At 72.9% G+C, this 16,312-nt stretch carries 14 protein-coding genes; 6 read left to right on the top strand and 8 right to left on the bottom strand.

The window, feature by feature from the left end:
* Position 1: 1 nt before the first annotated feature.
* From C6Y14_RS09120 to C6Y14_RS09105, 4 genes are all read right to left on the bottom strand, one after another.
* On the bottom strand, positions 2-637 hold the full coding sequence (locus tag C6Y14_RS09120) for a hypothetical protein (protein WP_107016033.1): 636 nt from the start codon (positions 635-637) through the stop codon (positions 2-4).
* Positions 638-747: 110 nt separating this feature from the next.
* Positions 748-1,527, bottom strand: a complete 780-nt coding sequence (locus tag C6Y14_RS09115) for an HAD-IIA family hydrolase (protein ID WP_107016032.1) — start codon at positions 1,525-1,527, stop codon at positions 748-750.
* Positions 1,528-1,665: 138 nt separating this feature from the next.
* Positions 1,666-2,526, bottom strand: a complete 861-nt coding sequence (locus C6Y14_RS09110; RefSeq protein ID WP_318658052.1) for a hypothetical protein — start codon at positions 2,524-2,526, stop codon at positions 1,666-1,668.
* Between the two features lie 395 nt (positions 2,527-2,921).
* The gene (locus C6Y14_RS09105) at positions 2,922-4,037 is read right to left on the bottom strand and encodes an ROK family transcriptional regulator (protein WP_225890979.1); all 1,116 of its coding nucleotides are present in this window, start codon (positions 4,035-4,037) and stop codon (positions 2,922-2,924) included.
* 155 nt (positions 4,038-4,192) lie between these two features.
* Between C6Y14_RS09105 and C6Y14_RS09100 the strand changes: the two genes are divergently transcribed.
* Both C6Y14_RS09100 and C6Y14_RS09095 read left to right on the top strand, forming a co-directional pair.
* Positions 4,193-5,314 carry a Gfo/Idh/MocA family oxidoreductase gene (locus tag C6Y14_RS09100; protein ID WP_107016030.1) on the top strand — a complete coding sequence of 374 codons (1,122 nt, stop codon included), beginning with the start codon at positions 4,193-4,195 and terminating at the stop codon, positions 5,312-5,314.
* A complete protein-coding gene (locus C6Y14_RS09095; protein WP_107016029.1) occupies positions 5,311-5,802 on the top strand; it encodes a heme-degrading domain-containing protein in 492 nt (163 codons plus the stop codon). The genes C6Y14_RS09100 and C6Y14_RS09095 overlap by 4 nt, the downstream gene beginning before the upstream one ends.
* Before the next feature lie 196 nt (positions 5,803-5,998).
* Here C6Y14_RS09095 and C6Y14_RS09090 read toward each other — a convergent pair whose 3' ends face one another.
* From C6Y14_RS09090 to C6Y14_RS09075, 3 genes are all read right to left on the bottom strand, one after another.
* Entirely contained in the window at positions 5,999-6,856 is an 858-nt protein-coding gene (locus C6Y14_RS09090) for a fumarylacetoacetate hydrolase family protein (protein ID WP_107016028.1), read from the bottom strand.
* A gap of 203 nt (positions 6,857-7,059) precedes the next feature.
* Complete coding sequence (locus tag C6Y14_RS09080) at positions 7,060-7,845, bottom strand: YidC/Oxa1 family membrane protein insertase (RefSeq protein WP_107016026.1); 786 nt, start codon at positions 7,843-7,845, stop codon at positions 7,060-7,062.
* Positions 7,846-8,049: 204 nt separating this feature from the next.
* On the bottom strand, positions 8,050-8,364 hold the full coding sequence (locus C6Y14_RS09075) for a DUF6412 domain-containing protein (RefSeq protein ID WP_107016025.1): 315 nt from the start codon (positions 8,362-8,364) through the stop codon (positions 8,050-8,052).
* A gap of 246 nt (positions 8,365-8,610) precedes the next feature.
* On the opposite strand from C6Y14_RS09075, the gene C6Y14_RS09070 reads away from it, so the two are divergent.
* Genes C6Y14_RS09070 through C6Y14_RS09060 form a run of 3 tightly spaced genes read left to right on the top strand, consistent with a single transcriptional unit; the run spans position 8,611 to position 14,197 of the window.
* Positions 8,611-9,411 carry a hypothetical protein gene (locus C6Y14_RS09070; protein WP_107016024.1) on the top strand — a complete coding sequence of 267 codons (801 nt, stop codon included), beginning with the start codon at positions 8,611-8,613 and terminating at the stop codon, positions 9,409-9,411.
* Positions 9,408-11,774 carry a bifunctional serine/threonine-protein kinase/ABC transporter substrate-binding protein gene (locus C6Y14_RS09065; protein WP_107016023.1) on the top strand — a complete coding sequence of 789 codons (2,367 nt, stop codon included), beginning with the start codon at positions 9,408-9,410 and terminating at the stop codon, positions 11,772-11,774. The genes C6Y14_RS09070 and C6Y14_RS09065 overlap by 4 nt, the downstream gene beginning before the upstream one ends.
* A 35-nt stretch (positions 11,775-11,809) precedes the next feature.
* Positions 11,810-14,197 (top strand): bifunctional serine/threonine-protein kinase/ABC transporter substrate-binding protein, encoded by a 2,388-nt coding sequence (locus C6Y14_RS09060; RefSeq protein WP_107016424.1) that lies wholly within the window; start codon positions 11,810-11,812, stop codon positions 14,195-14,197.
* A gap of 53 nt (positions 14,198-14,250) precedes the next feature.
* Here the strand turns inward: C6Y14_RS09060 and C6Y14_RS09055 are convergent, their stop codons facing one another.
* Positions 14,251-15,051, bottom strand: coding sequence for a class E sortase (locus C6Y14_RS09055; RefSeq protein WP_107016022.1), 801 nt, complete (start codon positions 15,049-15,051; stop codon positions 14,251-14,253).
* A 215-nt stretch (positions 15,052-15,266) separates the two neighbouring features.
* On the opposite strand from C6Y14_RS09055, the gene C6Y14_RS09050 reads away from it, so the two are divergent.
* Entirely contained in the window at positions 15,267-16,283 is a 1,017-nt protein-coding gene (locus C6Y14_RS09050; RefSeq protein ID WP_107016021.1) for an SEC-C domain-containing protein, read from the top strand.
* The last annotated feature ends 29 nt before the right edge of the window (positions 16,284-16,312 follow it).

Raw genomic sequence — 16,312 nt, 5'->3', positions numbered from 1 at the left:
CTCAGTCCGTACGGCGGCGGCCCCGCCGGGCGCTGCTGACGGCCACGGCGACGGCGGCGACCCCGGCCAGCACGAGACCGACGACCGCGTGCCGGGTACCGGGCCCGTCCGACCTTGCCTCGGCGGCGGCGAGCCGTGAGGTACCGCCACCGCCCGCGTGCACGGGGGCGACGGGGGACGCGGGGGCGGCGGGCGAAGCGGCTGCCGAGCCGTCCGGCTGCTTCTGCTGCCGCCTCTGCTTCTCCTCCCGCTCCTGCTTCTCCTTCTGTTCCTGCTTCTCGCGCTGCTTCTTGTCGGCGACGGTGAACGTGCCCTTGAGCTTGTGCTCGAAGCCGTCGCAGGTGACCTTGATGTCGTACGTGCCGGGGTCGAGCGTCGAGCGGACGCGGGTCTCGCCGGTGAGGTCCCCCTGGGCCCCGGCGAGCCGCGCGTCGGCGACGAACGCCGGGGACGCGGCGGTGCCGGTCATCCCGGTGCACCCCTGGACCCGCAGCCGGATGTCGCCGCCGGGAGCCGGTGACCCCGGGGTCACCCGGACACCTCCGTCGGCCGCGGACACAGAGGGGGCGTACGCCATGGGGGCGAGTGCGGCGGCAGCCGCCGCACCGGCACAGAGAGCGAGTCGCAGTGAACCCATCGTGAACCTCCAGACATCTGGAGCGTCCTCCGCGGGCCGGACGGGCGCATCTGGGGAGGGGGCCCACTGCTCCGTACGGGTGGCGCGTGCGCGTGGCCCGTACGGCAGGCTCAGACGCGGTCGACGAGGTCCGCGATGGAGTCGACGATCGTGGACGGGCGGTACGGGTACTTCTCGATCTCCGCCTTCGTGGTGAGGCCGGTGAGGACGAGGAAGGTCTCCATGCCCGCCTCCAGACCGGCCAGCACGTCGGTGTCCATGCGGTCGCCGATCATCGCGCTGGTCTCGGAGTGCGCGCCGATGGTGTTGAGCCCCGTGCGCATCATCAGCGGGTTCGGCTTGCCCGCGAAGTACGGCTGCTTGCCGGTCGCCTTGGTGATCAGCGCGGCGACCGCGCCGGTGGCGGGCAGCGCGCCCTCGGCGGACGGGCCGGTCTCGTCGGGGTTCGTGGCGATGAAACGGGCGCCGTCGTTGATCAGCCGCACCGCCTTGGTCATCGCCTCGAAGGAGTACGTACGGGTCTCGCCGAGGACCACGTAGTCGGGGTCGTGGTCGGTCAGCACGTACCCGATGTCGTGCAGCGCGGTGGTCAGACCGGCCTCGCCGATGACGTACGCGGAGCCCTCGGGCCGCTGGTCCTCCAGGAACTGCGCGGTGGCCAGGGCGGACGTCCAGATGTTCTCGACGGGCACGTCGAGGCCCATCCGGCGCAGGCGGGCGTGCAGGTCGCGGGCCGTGTAGATGGAGTTGTTGGTGAGGACCAGGAAAGGCTTCCCGGAGTCCCGGAGCTTCCTTATGAACGCGTCGGCGCCGGGGATGGGCACACCCTCGTGGATGAGCACCCCGTCCATGTCGGTGAGCCACGATTCGATGGGCTTGCGCTCTGCCATGTGCCGTCTCCTGCCGTACGCGTTCTGCGTGAGCCGTGCGGACGCGCCGTGCGGGTGCGCCGGCGCCGCCGGTCACCGCCGTGTGCCGACGCCCCCAGCCTAGCCATCCGCTGGATCTTGGCGGAGGGGGTCGCCCGCTCAGCGTCTGCGGCGGGCCACGAGCAGCGCGGCGGCCCCGGCGGCCAGGAGCAGCAGCGAGCCACCGGCCGCGGCGAGGAGGGCGCGGGGCGAGGACAGCCCGGTGCCGGCCAGTTCGTCGGCGAACGGCAGCCCGTCCGGTACGCCGTCGGCGGCGCCCTGCCGCTCCCGGTCCCGGACGCCCGTGTCACCGCGCGGCTCGCCGGTCTCCTTCCCTCCGGCCACGCCCTCGACGATGCGGAACCGGTAGTCGTTCGACTGGCCCACCCAGGCGCCGTCGTCCTGGTGCCGCTGCACGACGGCCGCGTTGGCGACGATGTCGTTGGCCACCGCGTCCGAGGTGACCGCGAGCCGCACCTTGACGGAGAGGGTCTTGCCGGGCGGAACGGTGAACCCCGGGAAGTCGCCCTCCCCGGCGGAGTCCGGCGCGGAGGAATCCGGCTCAGAGGAATCCGGTGCGGAGGAATCCGGTGCGAAGGAGCCGGGCCCGGCGGCACCGAGCACGCCGATGTGCTCGTCCTCGTCGGTCCGTTCGAAGGTCACGGGACGGGGCCGCTCCCCGTCGTAGAACTCCAGGCGCGGCTGCTCCGGCCGCAGCGCCCGCTCCTTGTCCACGAGGACGACGACCGGGTGGACGTTCTCGCAGGGGGCGTCGGTGGTGTTGGTGAGGTCGATGTACCAGATCCGGAATCCGCCGCCGGCCTCGTAGGCGTCGGGGCCGCCGTGGATCCGGGTACGGACGGGGAAGTCCCGCTTCCCGGACGCGGCGCAGGCGGGCCCGGCCCCGGGCAGGGCCTGGGCGGAGACCGGCGCTGACGCCTGTGCGGCGGGCACGGAGGTGAGGGCGGCTGCAGCGGTCACGGCAAGAGACAAGGGCTTGCTCAGTCGCATGGACACGGGAGCCTGCCACGGGGGTGCGGCCGACCGGCCGCGGCGCGCGGGCGTGGCGGCCGTTGGAGGGCGGGGGTTCGTCCGGACGGGGGCGACGTTGCGTCCGGACGGACCAGTCTGCGGCCGATGCCCGGCCGTTCTCCGGCCGTTCTTCGGCCGATGCCTGCCCGGTGCGCGGCCGGGGGGCCGACGGCTCCCGCGACTCGTCCCCGGCCGGTCGGCCTCCGCCGGTCGGCCTCCGCCGGTCGGCCTCCGCAGGTCGACCCTCCGCAGGTCGACCCCCGCTGTTCAGCCCCGCTGTTCAGCCCGGCCGTTCAGCCCGGCCGTTCGGCCCAGCCGTGCAGCCCGGCCGTTCGGCCCGGAGTTCAGTCCTGTGTCCGTCCGAACAGGGGGGCCAGCAGCAGTTGGGCCGCGCCCTCCGCGACCGCCCGCGCGCCGCCGGGTGCGATCCGCACCGGTACGGGGCTGCTCGCGCCCTCGCGGCGGGCGCGGGTGTCGAGGACGGCGCCGACGCCGCGTACGAAGCGTTCGGGGTCCGCGGTGACCGTACGGCCGCCGAGCAGGACGAGGTCGATGTCGAGCAGCCCGACGAGGTTCGCGGCGCCCTCGCCGAGGACACGGGCCGCCTCGTCGATGTCGTCCCGGGCGACCGCCGCGAGGCAGAGCGCCTCGACGCAGCCCCGGTTGCCGCACGGGCAGGGCGGTCCGTCCAGCTGGACGACCTGATGCCCGAACTCCCCCGCCCCGGTACGGGCCCCGCGGTGCACGGCCCCGCCCAGGACGAGGCCCGCCCCCAGCCCCGTACCGAGATGCAGATACGCGAAAGCTCCGACCTCGCCCCCGACGGCCAGTCCGAGCGCCGCGGCGTTCGTGTCCTTGTCCAGCACCACGGGCACCCCCAGCCGCCGCGCCAGGGCGTCCCGCAGCGGGAACCCGTCCCACTCGGGGAACCCGGTCACCCGGTGCAGCACGCCGTGCGTGTGGTCGAGCGGCCCCGGCATGGCGACGCCGACCCCGAGGACGGCCGTGCTGGAGGGCCCCTCCACCAGCACTTGGGCCTCGTCGACGACCACGTCCAGCACGGCCTCCGCGCCGGCTCCCAGGTCGAGTGCGGCCCGGCGCTCGGCCACGACCTCGCCCGTGAGGTCGACGAGGACGGCGCGCAGTTCGTCGCGGTCGACCTGGAGTCCCACCGCGTGCCCGGCTTCCGGCACCAGCCGCAGCGCGGTCCGGGGCTTGCCGCCGGTGGAGGCCTGCCGGCCCGCCTCGGCGATCAGGCCGTCCTCGCGCAGCCGAGCGGTGATCTTGCTGACGGCCTGGGGGGTCAGCCCTGTGCGCTCGGCGAGTTCGAGGCGGCTCATCCCGGCCCGCCCGGCGCCGCGCAGCAGGTCGAGCAGCAGCGCGGCGTTGTGGCTGCGCAGCGAGAGCAGATTCACCCCGCTGACCGCACCGCTGGATCCCGCGGCCCTGATCCCAGCCACTCGCCACTCCTCCGCATTCGCACTGGCACTCGCACTCGACACACTGCTCGCCTCGCCGCGCCGCACCGCTCCCGGCGCCCGTGCGCTCTTCGCGTCCCACACCCCATTGTCTCTCGCGCTTGCACTTTGGCAACAGCGTTGTTTAAGTGGAGGGCATGACTGGCACAGGTGCTGACACCTCCCTCCTCCCGGACCCCCGCCGCGAAGGCCCCTTCCGCGTGGGTCTCGTCGGCTACGGCCTCGCGGGCTCCGTCTTCCACGCCCCGCTGATCGCCGCCACCGAGGGCCTCGTCCTCGACACGGTCGTCACGGCGAACCCGGACCGGCAGGCACAGGCGAGGGACGAGTTCCCCGACGTGCGCTTCGCGACGTCCCCGGACGAGCTCTGGCAGCGCGCGGACGAGCTGGACCTGATCGTCATCGCGTCCCCGAACAAGACGCACGTCCCGATCGCCAGGGCCGCCCTCGAAGCGGGCCTGCCGGTCGTCGTCGACAAGCCGATCGCGGGCGCGGCGGCCGAGGCCCGCGAGCTGGCCGCCCTCGCCGACGAACGCGGTCTGCTGCTCTCCGTTTTCCAGAACCGCCGCTGGGACAACGACTTCCTGACGCTCCAGAAGCTGATCACGGACGGCGAACTCGGCGACGTGTACCGCTTCGAGTCCCGCTTCGAGCGCTGGCGCCCCGAACTCAAGGGCGGCTGGCGCGAGTCCGGCGATCCCGCAGAGATCGGAGGTCTGCTGTACGACCTCGGCAGCCACGTGGTCGACCAGGCGCTGGTCCTCTTCGGCCCGGCGGCCACCGTGTACGCGGAGTCGGTCGTCCGCCGCGCCGGCGCCGAGGCCGACGACGACACGTTCATCGCGATCACGCACACGAACGGCGTCCGCTCCCACCTGTACGCCTCCGCCACGACGGCCCAGCTCGGCCCACGCTTCCGGACGCTGGGCTCGAAGGCCGGCTACGTGAAGTACGGCCTCGACCCGCAGGAAGCCACCCTGCGCGACGGCGGACGCCCGGTCGCGGGCGGCGAGAAGGAGTGGGGCGTGGAGCCGGAGGAGCTGTGGGGCCGTGTCGGCTCCGGCGAGTCCCCGTTGACCGGCGGCGGCACCCCGGTCCCGACCGTGCCGGGCGCGTACCCCGCGTACTACGCGGCGGTCGCCGAGGCCCTGCGCGGCACCGGCGAGAACCCGGTCACCGCGCTGGAGGCGGCCGCGGCCCTGGACGTCCTGGAAGCCGCGTACCGCTCGGCCCACGAGAACGTGACGGTGACCCTGTGAGCACTTCCACGCCCTCCACACCCTCCACGGCCCCGACGGTCGCCGAGTTGGAGGAGCAGGAGCGCCGCCTGACGCTCCCCCGCTTCACCCACGACGACGCGTGGACCCTCGGTTCGCTCCTCGTCGAACTGGCCCGCGAGCGCGAGGCGCCCGTCGCCATCGACATCCGCCGCGGCGGCCAGCAGCTCTTCCACGCCGCGCTCCCCGGCTCGACCCAGGACAACGACGCCTGGATCGACCGCAAGCGCCGGGTGGTCGAGCGCTACGCCGCCTCGTCCCTCCTGGTCGGCACCCGCTTCCGCGCCAAGAACACGACGTTCGAGGCCTCCTCCCGCCTGGACCCCGACACGTACGCGGCCCACGGCGGCGCTTTCCCGATCACGGTGAAGGACACGGGCGTAGTCGGCACGGTGGTGGTCTCGGGCCTCCCCCAACTGGAGGACCACGCGATGGTGGTGGAAGCCCTGACCCGCTTCCTGACCCCATAGGGGGCGCGGGGAACGGCGCAATCTTTCAGGGGGCACAGCCCCCAAGGGGCGGGGGGAACGGCGCAGCCTCTTGCCTTTGCCCTTCGGGGCGCGGGGAACGGCGCAATCTTTTCGGGGGCGCGGGGAACTGCGCGACCAGCCACAACGGCGCCGCAGACAACAACGCGCCGATGTTCCCCGCCCCCTGATGGAACGGCTACGCGGAAGCAAAAACCTGCCGCTGCCGCCCCAACCCCCCAATCTCCAACTCCACAACATCCCCCGCCCGAAGGAACGGCTTGGGTTCGGGCATCCCGAGCGCAACCCCCGCAGGCGTCCCGGTATTGATGACATCCCCCGGATAGAGAGTCATGAACTGACTCACATACCGCACGACTTCCGCCACGGAAAAGATCTGATCGCCCGTGCTGCCGTCCTGCCGCAACTCCCCGTTCACCCACAGCTTCAGTCCGAGCGCCTGCGGATCCGGCACCTCGTCGGCGGTCACGAGCCACGGCCCCAGCGGGTTGAACGTCTCGCAGTTCTTCCCCTTGTCCCAGGTCCCGCCGCGCTCGATCTGGAACTCCCGCTCGGACACGTCGTGCGCCACTGCGTACCCGGCGACATGCGCGAGCGCCTCCTCGCGCGAGCCGAGGTAGCGCGCCGTACGCCCGATGACGACGGCCAGTTCGACCTCCCAGTCGGTCTTGACCGAACCACGCGGCACAAGCACCGTGTCGTGCGGCCCGACCACCGTGTCCGCGGCCTTGAAGAAGATGACCGGCTCGGCGGGCGGCTCGGCCCCCGTCTCGCGCGCATGGTCGTGGTAGTTGAGGCCGATGCAGACGACTTTGCCTATCCGGGCGACCGGCGGCCCGACCCGCAGTCCGTCCGCGTCGAGCGCGGGCAGTTCCCCGGCCTCGGCGGCGGTACGGATCCGGCCGAGCGCCACGTCGTCGGCGAGCAGCGCCCCGTCGATGTCCGGCACGACGTCCGACAGGTCCCGCAGGACTCCGTCGGCATCGAGCAGCGCGGGACGCTCGGCCCCCGCCGTACCGACTCGCAGCAGCTTCATGAGCAGTGTCTCCCTTGATCGCGGGCGGCCGACCGACGGGTGCAGCCATCGGAGGACTGGTCGATCCTCCAAGGTCGGCGTCCAGTCCGCAATACCCGGTTCACGGACTGGACCGTAACCACGGGCGTCGGTACCGGCGCCAGCACGAGCACGAGCACCAGCACCAGCACCAGCACCAGCACCAGCACCAGCACCAGCCAGGGTCAGCCCATCACCGCGGCGGCCGGCAAGGCCCCCGGCATGTCCCGGTACAGCACCGCCCGCTCGACCGCGCTCCACGTCGTGCTGGTCACGACGTACAACGCGGCGGCCAGCGGCACGAACGCCACGGTGAGCAGTGTGAAGAAGGACATCAGCGGCATGACCTTGGTGATCGCGCCCATCCCCGGCACCTGCGGCTGCCCGTCGCCGGATGCCGAGGCGACCGCGTTCGCCGCCGCCCCGGCCGCCATCGTCCGCTTGGTCCGGCGGTAGTTGAAGGTCGCGACGACGGCGACGATCACGAACAGTCCGACGTACACCAGCCCCTGTGCTCCGAAGACCCCGCCGTCCCCCAGCGCGTCCGCCCACCGGTCCCCCAGCGGCGCCGCGAAGAGCTGGTGGTCGAGCAGGGAGTTCGCCTCGTCGCCGATCCGGGAGTTGGAGAACAGGTGGTAGAGGAGGAAGAAGGCCGGCAGCTGGAAGAGGCTCGGCAGGCATCCGGAGAGCGGGGACACCTTCTCCGCCGCGTGCAGTTCCATCACCGCCTTCTGCAGCTTCTCGGGGTTCTTGCCGTGCTTCTTGCGCAGCTCGGCGATGCGTGGCTGCAACGCGGCCCGCGCCCGCTGCCCGCGCGCCGAGGCCCGCGACAGGGGGTGCACGAGGAGCCGTACGAACGCGGTGAACAGGACGATCGCGGCGGCCGTCGCCGAGTCGTGGAAGAGCGGGCCGAGCAGATCGGCGAGCCCTTCCACGAGACTCGCGAAAGCGGACATGAAGGTGGCGAACATGGGTGAGCCCTCCGTGGGTCTCGTGCTGCGTCGATGCCGAGGAGATATGACGTGACGTGCGTCAACGTGAGACGGCACGTGCGTCGGAGTGGGACGTGACGTGCGTCGGCATGACGGCCCGCGAGGGGCACTGCGCAAGCAGGAGGAGCAGCAGGAGCAGAAGAGAACGATCAGGAAGATCAGGTGAACCCTGCTGCGAGGTCCCTACGCGGCCGTCGGGAGGGACCGGCCCGGGGCTCGGGGACGCCTGCGCCCCCTGGCGTCGGGATCTCGCTGCGGCAGGAACGCCGTGCGCTGCTCACGGTCGCGCAGGGCCGTACGGATCCGGGTCCGGGGCACGGCGGGCGCGAGGCGCGAGGAGATCAGGGAACAGGCGGCGAGCGCGGAGCCGGCCGCGGCGGTCGCCGCGAACGTGACGGCGACGGCTCCGGAGAGGCTGCCGGTGTCCAGGAACGCCACCTGCAGAACGAGGACGAGCAGCAGGACGGCGGGCTTCAGCTGCGCCCAGGTCCGTGTCATCGGCTGCTCCCTCCCCTCTGTTCCTCCAGGATCGGCGGATTCGCCGCGCTCCATGGCCTCCTGCCGTTATACAGGATCCGCCCCGGGGAGCCACCGGACGGACTCCAGCACGCCCGTAGTACCCCGGGGGCATAGTCGGTACCCTCCCAACGGGGAACGCGGGGAACGCGTGTGCGGATGGGGGCGTTGATGGGATATCGGAGACCCGTGCGGCTGTTCACGGGTGTCTTGGCCACCGGGTTGTTAATGGGGGGCTTGGGAGGTTGTTCGGGAACCGGAGGTGACGGTTCCGCCGGACCCACCCGCTCCGGCCCACCCCCGAGCACCGCCCCCACCACCACCGATACCGACACAGGCACGGGTGCCGGCACCGGCACCGCCCCCAGCGCGAGCGCCTCCACCCTGGGGTTCGCCCCCGATCCCGGCCGCGCGCCGAAGACCCGCGCCGAGGGCCTGCGCCTGGCCCGTACGGTCGCGGCGGCGCCCATCGACTGGGGTCCCGGCTACGTACGGCGCAGCCCGTACGAGAGCGACCCCGGCTCCTGGCCCGTACTCGACTCCGACTGCGTGTGGGAGCGCGAGCCGCAGCCCGCGTCGGTGCTCGCCAGCCTCACCCGCAACAGCGAACTGCCCGCGGAGGGCGGCAAGGGCCCGATCCGCGTCACCGCCGTGGTCACCGTGCACCGAACCACCGACGACGCCGACTGGGAGATGGCCGGCACGCTGGAGGAAGCGCTGCGCTGTCCCGACCAGCAGCTCCGCCAGGGCGAGCGGATCACCGGACTGCTCTCGCAGGGCGCGGCCTACGGGCTGCTCGCCAACTTCACCTCCGAGGACTCGCTCACGGAGGGCGGCAAGTACTACAGCGACGCACTCGGCGGCCCCCACTACTACTACTGGGTGCAGAGCCGCCTGGGCCAGGTCACCGTGGCCGTCGTCGGCCGGGGCGCGAAGGGCCGCTCCAGCGACGACGTCGACGCCGCGCTGCGACAGGGGGCGGGCCAGATGCTGAGCCGCGTCGAGACCGAACTGGAGGCGGCGTCATGAGCGGGCCGCTGCTGCCCACCGACCCCGCACGGATCGGCGGTCACCGGCTGCTGGCCCGGCTCGGCGCGGGCGGCATGGGCGTGGTCTACCTCGGCCGCACCGAGGCCGGCGCCCTGGCCGCCGTCAAGGTCGTCCGGTCCGAGTACGCGGACGATCCCGACTTCCGCGCCCGCTTCCGCCGCGAGGTCGAGACGGCCCGCCGGGTGAGCAGCCCCTGGGCGGTCCCGGTCACCGGTGCGGACCCGGACGCGGACGAGCCGTGGCTGGCCACCGCCTTCGTACCGGGCCCCTCGATCGAGGAGTCGGTCGTCCGGCACGGCCCGCTGCCCGCCCGCAGCGTGCTCGCCCTGGCCAGGATGCTCGCCGCCGCGCTGCGCGAGGTGCACGCGGCCGGGCTGGTCCACCGCGACGTCAAGCCCGCCAACGTCCTGCTCGCCATGGACGGCCCCCGCCTGATCGACTTCGGGATCGCCCGCGCGACCGACGGGACGGCGATCACCTCCACCGATCTGGTCGTCGGCACGCCCGGTTTCCTCTCGCCCGAGCAGGCCGAGGCGCGCGGCGCGGCGGTGGGCCCGGCGAGCGACATCTTCTCGCTGGGCTGTCTGCTGGCGTACGCGGCGAGCGGCCGACCGCCGTTCGGCTCCGGTACGGCGGACGCCCTGCTCTACCGCACGGTCCACGACGAACCCGACCTGTCCGGCATCCCCACCGACTCGACCGACTCCACCGCGTCCACCGCGTCCACCGCGTCCACTGAATCCGACGCCTCCGCCGGTCCCGTCGGCGGTGACGGCGGTGACGGCGGTGACGGCGGTGACGATGGTGACGGCGGTGTCGACCTGCTGACGCTGCTGCGCCTGTGCCTGGCGAAGGACCCGGCGGACCGTCCGACGGCCGACCAGATCGGCACGGTCCTGCTGGTCGAGGACGCGGTCCCCCGGGGCGAGCAGCTCGCCTGGCTGCCCGAGGACGTCGTACGCGGTATCGCCGACCGTTCCGCCGAGATGCTGGCGCTGCCCGACATCGAGCCGACGGTCGCCGGAACCCAGGCCCCCGACACGGAAGCGGACACGGCCCCGGACCCGGGCGCAGGCCCCGAGGACGCGGAGCCGGCCTCCCCCGGCCGCCGACGGCTGCTCCTCGCCTCCGGCGCGGCGCTCCTCATGGCGGCGGGCGGAACCGCGGCCTGGGCGGCCCTGCGCGACGACAACCCGGGCACGTCGGGGACCCGCCGCTGGGCCATCGGCGTACAGGCGGATCTGAGCGGTTCCTCCCGGACGGCGGGCGAGGCGCAGGTGCGGGGCGCCCGGCTGGCGGTCGAGCAGTACAACTCCCGTAAGAACAAGCCCTTCGAGCTCACTCTGAAGGCCGTGGACGACGGCGGCAGCGCGGGGCGGGCGCCGGGCGCGGCCAAGAAGCTGATCCAGGACACCGAGGTGCTCGCCGTGCTCGGCCCCACCACCGACGAGGCGGCCCGCGCGGTCCTCGGCACGTACGACGAGGCGCTGCTGCCGTTGCTGTCGGTGTCGGCCGGAGGACTGCTCCTGACCTCGAAGGAGTACCGCTCCTTCGTGCACTGCCGCCCCAGCGACGCGGCCCTCTCCCTGCCCATGAGCGTCTATCTCATGAAGCACACGAAGACCACAGAGCGGGCACCGGCACTGCGTGCCGGTCTGCTCCAGGACCGCACCGCGCAGACGTACGCCCAGGAGTCCGCCGGGATCAACGCCACCATGATGCGCAGTCTGGGCCGCCCGGCCTACCCCCGGGTGGTCCCGGCGGGCACGCGGGACATGGGGCCCGTCGTCACCGACATGCTGCGGGCCGGGATCGGCTCGTTCGTCTACGCCGGATACGCGCCGGGCGCGGCCCGGGTGGCCCGCGAACTGGCGGCGGCCGGTTTCGACGGGCCGCGGCTCGCCTCGCAGGCAGTGATCGACCCGGCGTTCCTGAAGAGCGCCGGGGAGGCCGCCGAGGGCTGGCTGATGACGGCGTCCTTCGTCGACCCGGCCTCCGTGCCGGCCGCGAAGGCCTTCACCGCCGCGTACCGCAAGCGCTACGACGCCGCGCCCGGCTACTACGCCGCCGAGGCGTACGACACCGTCAACCTCGTCATCCAGGAGCTGTTGAAGACCACGCGTGGCACTGGTGGTACGGGAAGCACGGCGAGTACGGCGGCCGCCCGTCCCCCGACCCGCCGCAAGCTCGTGGAGCTGCTGCGCGCGAGCCGCTACAAGGGCATCACCAAGGAGTTCTCCTTCAAGCCGGAGGACGGCACGTTCGCCGGCTGGGGCATCTTCCTGCACCAGGTCGAGGGCGGCAGGTTCCGCTACCTCGGCGAAGCCCCCTCCGAGGTGTGACGGTGGGCGGACCGCAGGCGGAGGGGTTCGCGGGACTGCGCCCGCTCAGGCCGGGCGACCCGCTCTCCGTCGGCGGTCACCGGCTGCTCGGCCGGCTCGGCGCGGGCGGCATGGGCGTGGTCTACCTGGCCCGTTCGGCGGGCGGGACGCTGGTCGCCCTGAAGGTGATCCGCGCCGAGTACGCGGCCGACCACGACTTCCGGACCCGTTTCCGCCGCGAGGCCGAGGCGGCGGGCGGGCTCACCGGGCGGTGGGTGGTGCCGGTCACCGCGGCGGAACCGGCGGCCCGCGAACCCTGGCTGGCGACCGCCTTCGTACCGGGCCCCTCGCTGGCCGAGGCCGTCACCCTGCACGGCCCGCTGCCGGACCGTACGGTACGGGCCCTGGGCGCACGGCTGGCCGAGGCGCTCACCGAGGTGCACGCGGCGGGCCTGGTGCACCGGGACGTCAAGCCGGGCAACGTCCTGCTCGCCCTCGACGGACCCCGCCTGATCGATTTCGGCATCGCACTCTCCACCGGCGCCACCGCGCTGACCGCGAGCGACGTGGTGATCGGTTCGCCCGGCTATCTCTCGCCCGAACAGGCGCGGGTACGGGCCGGTGGCGGCGGGGTCGGCCCGCCGAGCGACGTCTTCTCGCTGGGCTGCGTGCTGGCGTACGCGGCGACCGGCCGCCGCCCGTTCGGCACCGGCACCGTGGCCGCCGTCATCTTCCGTACGGTCCACGAGGAACCGGACCTGGACGCCGTGCCGTGGACCCTGGTCCCGCTGCTGTCCGCCTGCCTCGCCAAGGACCCGCAGGCCAGGCCGACCGCGCAGGAGGTGCGGGACGCCTTGACCGACGGGGTCGACGAGGGAGAGGGGGGAGAGGGGGGAGAGGGGGGCAACGGGGACAGCGGGAGCGGCCGTGAGCCCGACTGGCTGCCGCCCTCGCTCCCCCGCCTGATCGCGGAACGCTCGTCGGCCGTCCTGTCCCTGCCCGACCCCGACCCCGACCCCGGCCTGGGACCGGGAAAGGGGCAGGGCTCCGGCTCCGGCTCCGGCTCCGGCTCCGGCACGCTCGTACAGCCCGACGTCGTACGGGAGCCGTCCCGCCCCGCCCTCTCCCGGCGCCGCGTGCTGACGCTGGGCTCGGCAGCCGGGGTCGTACTGACCGGCGGCGGCCTCGCGGCCTGGGCAGCCGCCAGATCCGCGGCCGGCCGCGACGGCTCGGCCGGCTCGGGACCGCTCCCCCGGTACGTCATCGGCCTGCACGCCGACCTGTCAGGACCGGACAGGGCGACGGGCCGGGCGCAGGAACGGGGCGCGCGGATCGCCGTGTCGGACTTCAACTCGGGCGCTTTCGAATCCGGCCCCGACGACTCCCGGCCCAACGGGTCCGGCAGCGGATCCGCTGTCGGATCCGGCTCCCGTGGAACCCGTTCCCCTCATGACAGCCGCGACGGCCGCCAAGACCGCCCTTTCGATCTCGCGCTGAAGGTCCTGGACGACGCCGGGAAGGCGAAGCGGGCCGAGGAGGTGGCCGGCGACCTCGTCGCGGACCGTGACGTGTACGCCGTCATCGCCGCGACCGGCGCCGCCGCGACCGCGGTCGCCGTGTCCCGCTACGAGAAGGCCCTGCTGCCCCTCGTGTCCGTCTCCTCCGGCGCCGACCTGTTCTCCACGACAGCCACCCGCGCGTACTTCCACCTCAGACCCGACGAGTACGCCCTGGCGACGCCCTTCATCCACTACCTCACCCACGTCGAGAAGAGCCGCAGGACCGCCCTGATCGACGACCGGGCGGCGAGCAGGACCAGCTGGCAGATCGTCAAGGACGTGAGCGCGTACCCACCCTCCCAGGGCACGACCACGACTCACCCCGTCCCCGCGGACAGCGAGGACTTCGACCCGGTGGCCGCCGCCGTGCTCGCCGCGGACGCCCAGGCCGTCGTCTACGCCGGCACCTCCCCGCACCGGGCCGCACGCTGCGCCCGCGCCCTGGCACGGGCCGGGTTCCGGGGTACGCGCATGGCCCCGGAACCCGTACTGCAGACCGCGTTCATCGAGGAGGCGGGCCCGGCGGCCGAGGGCTGGGTGATCACCACGACCTATGTGGACCCGGCCGAGGTGCCGGCCGCGGCGCGCTTCGTGGAGACGTACCGGAAACGCTTCGGGGTACGCACGGTCGAGCGGTACGCGGTGGAGGCGTACGACGCGCTGCTCTTCGTCGCCCAGGCCATGCGCGAGCTGGGCGGCGTCGAGCCCGAACGGGGCGCCCTGGTCCGCAGACTCCGCGGGACCACCCACCGGGGCCTCGCCAAGACGATCGAGTTCGACCCGGTGACCCAGCAGTTCCGCTGGGTCAACAGCCTGTTCCTGCACCGCGTGGAGAACGGCGCGCCGGTGTTCCTGGGCCACTACGACAAGGTGAGGAAGCCCTGATCGGGGGTTGGGGGTTGGGGGGTTGAGGGGGTGAGAGGTCTAGGGGTTGAGGGTCAACGGGGCTTTACGGAACGGAGCTTGCCCCAGACGACCAGGCGGTACTTGGAGGTGTACTGGGGTGTGCAGGTGGTGAGCGTCAGATAGTGCGCGGGTGCGGTGTACCCGTACGCGGGCTTGACCGTACTGCGCGGAATCGCCCGGATCGTCCCGCCGTCCCCGGGCGAGGTCCGCGGCAGCGTCCGGTCGACGACGTACGTGTAGACGGCGTCCCGGGTCTCTACCACGACCCGGTCCCCGCGCCGCAGCCGGTCGAGATACCGGAACGGCTCGCCATGGGTGTTCCGATGCCCGGCGAGAGCGAAGTTCCCGACACGGCCGGGCTGGGCGGTGCCCGGATAGTGCCCGACGTACCCCTTGTTCAGCACACCGGACTTGCTCACCCCTTCGGCGACGGGCACGCGGAGCCCGAGCCGGGGGATGCCGAGGACGGCGTAGGCCTGGTCCCAGCGGGGCCGGGAGTCGGTGCCGGTGACGGTGCCGGAGCCGGTATGACGCTCACCGGAGCCGGACTGGGACCCCGCCCCGCCCCCGGAGCCGGAACGCGCCACGGAAGGAGCCCCGCCGCTCTCCCCATCCCCGTCCCCCTCTCCCTCTCCCTCCCACTGCCGCTCCAGGGCCTGGACCTTGCGCTCGGCGCCCTCCCGGGCCTGGCGGTTGGTCCACCACAGTTGATGGGCGACGAGGAGGAGAAGGACGACACCGAGGGTGACGACGACTTCGGCGCTGTTCCAGAGGAGCCGGGCGTACCGCGCACGCCGCCGCCGACCCTGCTGATGGACGACGGGAACGCGCACGCGCGCGCCTCCTCCCAAGGACCGGGGCCGGGACCGGCCCCGCACGATAAGGGCTGGGCCCTCAACTCACCATCCCCACGTGCGCCCAGCTGAACGAGCGGCTGGACAAGCGGCGGGACAGGCGGCTGGACAAGCAGTTGAACACTGCACGCCGATCCGACCCCTGGCCTGCACATACCTCACCTCTGTCGGCGGTCGGCAGTACGGTGTCACTCATGCGCCCCGACACGTCTGCCGAGTACGTCGACCACAACGCCGAAGCAGCACGCCTGGAGCGGACAGCCGGCCTGTATCCCGAGGACGCCGAACACCTGCTCGTGCAGGCGGCGGCCCACCTCGAACTGGCCGACGACCGCCCGCGAGCCACCTCTCTCTACGACAGCCTGCTCTCCGGCACGACCCCGCTGGAGAACCCGTTCCTGGTACGGGCCCTGAAGGCGGCCAACCTCTGGGAGTACGGCCACGAGGCGGAGGCCAGGGCGATCATCGAGGGCGTCCGCGTGGCGGCACCGCGCGATCCGGCCCCCTGGGTGATCGTCGCCGAGTCCCTGGAGTCCCACGACGAGCTGGAGGCGGCGCAGGAGACGTTCACGGAGGCGGCGGTCCACCTCCTGACGGACGTCCCGGAGCCGCCGTACGCGACGCACCCCGTCCTCTTCGGCCGCCATCGCGTACGTCGCATGCTGGGCCTGTCCCACGACGACTGGGACTCCCTCGCGGACACGCTCAACTCCTCCCCGGTCACCCTGGACGAGCTGCACGACCCGAAGCGGGTGTGGTCGCTGGGCTCGGACAACCCGGCGGAACTGCAGGCGGAGATCAGCCGCCTGCGCGCCGAACTGGGCACGTTCCGCGAGGCGTTGTCACGCCCGTTCCCGGTGGCGGTCCTCCACTGGCCGGCCCCCGAACTGACCGAACTCCTGACGGCGTACCCGACCCTGACCGCGGAATACCCGTCCCACGAGGAACACCTGTCGACGATAGAAGCGTCGCTGCGCGAACTGTCGTCCTCGGGCACCCCGAACCTGGGCATCGTGACAGGCACGGTCCCGTCGTACGAGGCCTTCGCAGCCTCGGAACTGGCTTCACCGGGCGACGCGTCGCTGCTACCGCAGTATGCGACGACCTTGGCGGCGAGGGGACGGGCTGTGGCTTGGCCGCCGGAGCGGGGGGCGGGTTGTTGGTGTGGGTCGGGGCGGGGGTATGGGGACTGTCATGGGGCGGACCTGTAGGCGGCCTTGCGCCGTACGCCCGTCCCCGG

Source organism: Streptomyces dioscori (assembly GCF_003024195.1).
Taxonomy (GTDB): Bacteria; Actinomycetota; Actinomycetes; order Streptomycetales; family Streptomycetaceae; genus Streptomyces; species Streptomyces dioscori.
The sequence above is the reverse complement of the archived record's forward strand: the minus strand, read 5'-3'. Positions and strand labels throughout refer to the sequence as shown.

Coding starts and splice junctions, on each gene's coding strand:
- C6Y14_RS09100 (WP_107016030.1), top strand. CDS start 4,193: ATGACTGGCACAGGTGCTGACACCTCCCTCCTCCCGGACCCCCGCCGC.
- C6Y14_RS09115 (WP_107016032.1), bottom strand. CDS start 1,527: ATGGCAGAGCGCAAGCCCATCGAATCGTGGCTCACCGACATGGACGGG.
- C6Y14_RS09050 (WP_107016021.1), top strand. CDS start 15,267: ATGCGCCCCGACACGTCTGCCGAGTACGTCGACCACAACGCCGAAGCA.
- C6Y14_RS09090 (WP_107016028.1), bottom strand. CDS start 6,856: ATGAAGCTGCTGCGAGTCGGTACGGCGGGGGCCGAGCGTCCCGCGCTG.
- C6Y14_RS09120 (WP_107016033.1), bottom strand. CDS start 637: ATGGGTTCACTGCGACTCGCTCTCTGTGCCGGTGCGGCGGCTGCCGCC.
- C6Y14_RS09075 (WP_107016025.1), bottom strand. CDS start 8,364: ATGACACGGACCTGGGCGCAGCTGAAGCCCGCCGTCCTGCTGCTCGTC.
- C6Y14_RS09080 (WP_107016026.1), bottom strand. CDS start 7,845: ATGTTCGCCACCTTCATGTCCGCTTTCGCGAGTCTCGTGGAAGGGCTC.
- C6Y14_RS09065 (WP_107016023.1), top strand. CDS start 9,408: ATGAGCGGGCCGCTGCTGCCCACCGACCCCGCACGGATCGGCGGTCAC.
- C6Y14_RS09070 (WP_107016024.1), top strand. CDS start 8,611: ATGGGGGGCTTGGGAGGTTGTTCGGGAACCGGAGGTGACGGTTCCGCC.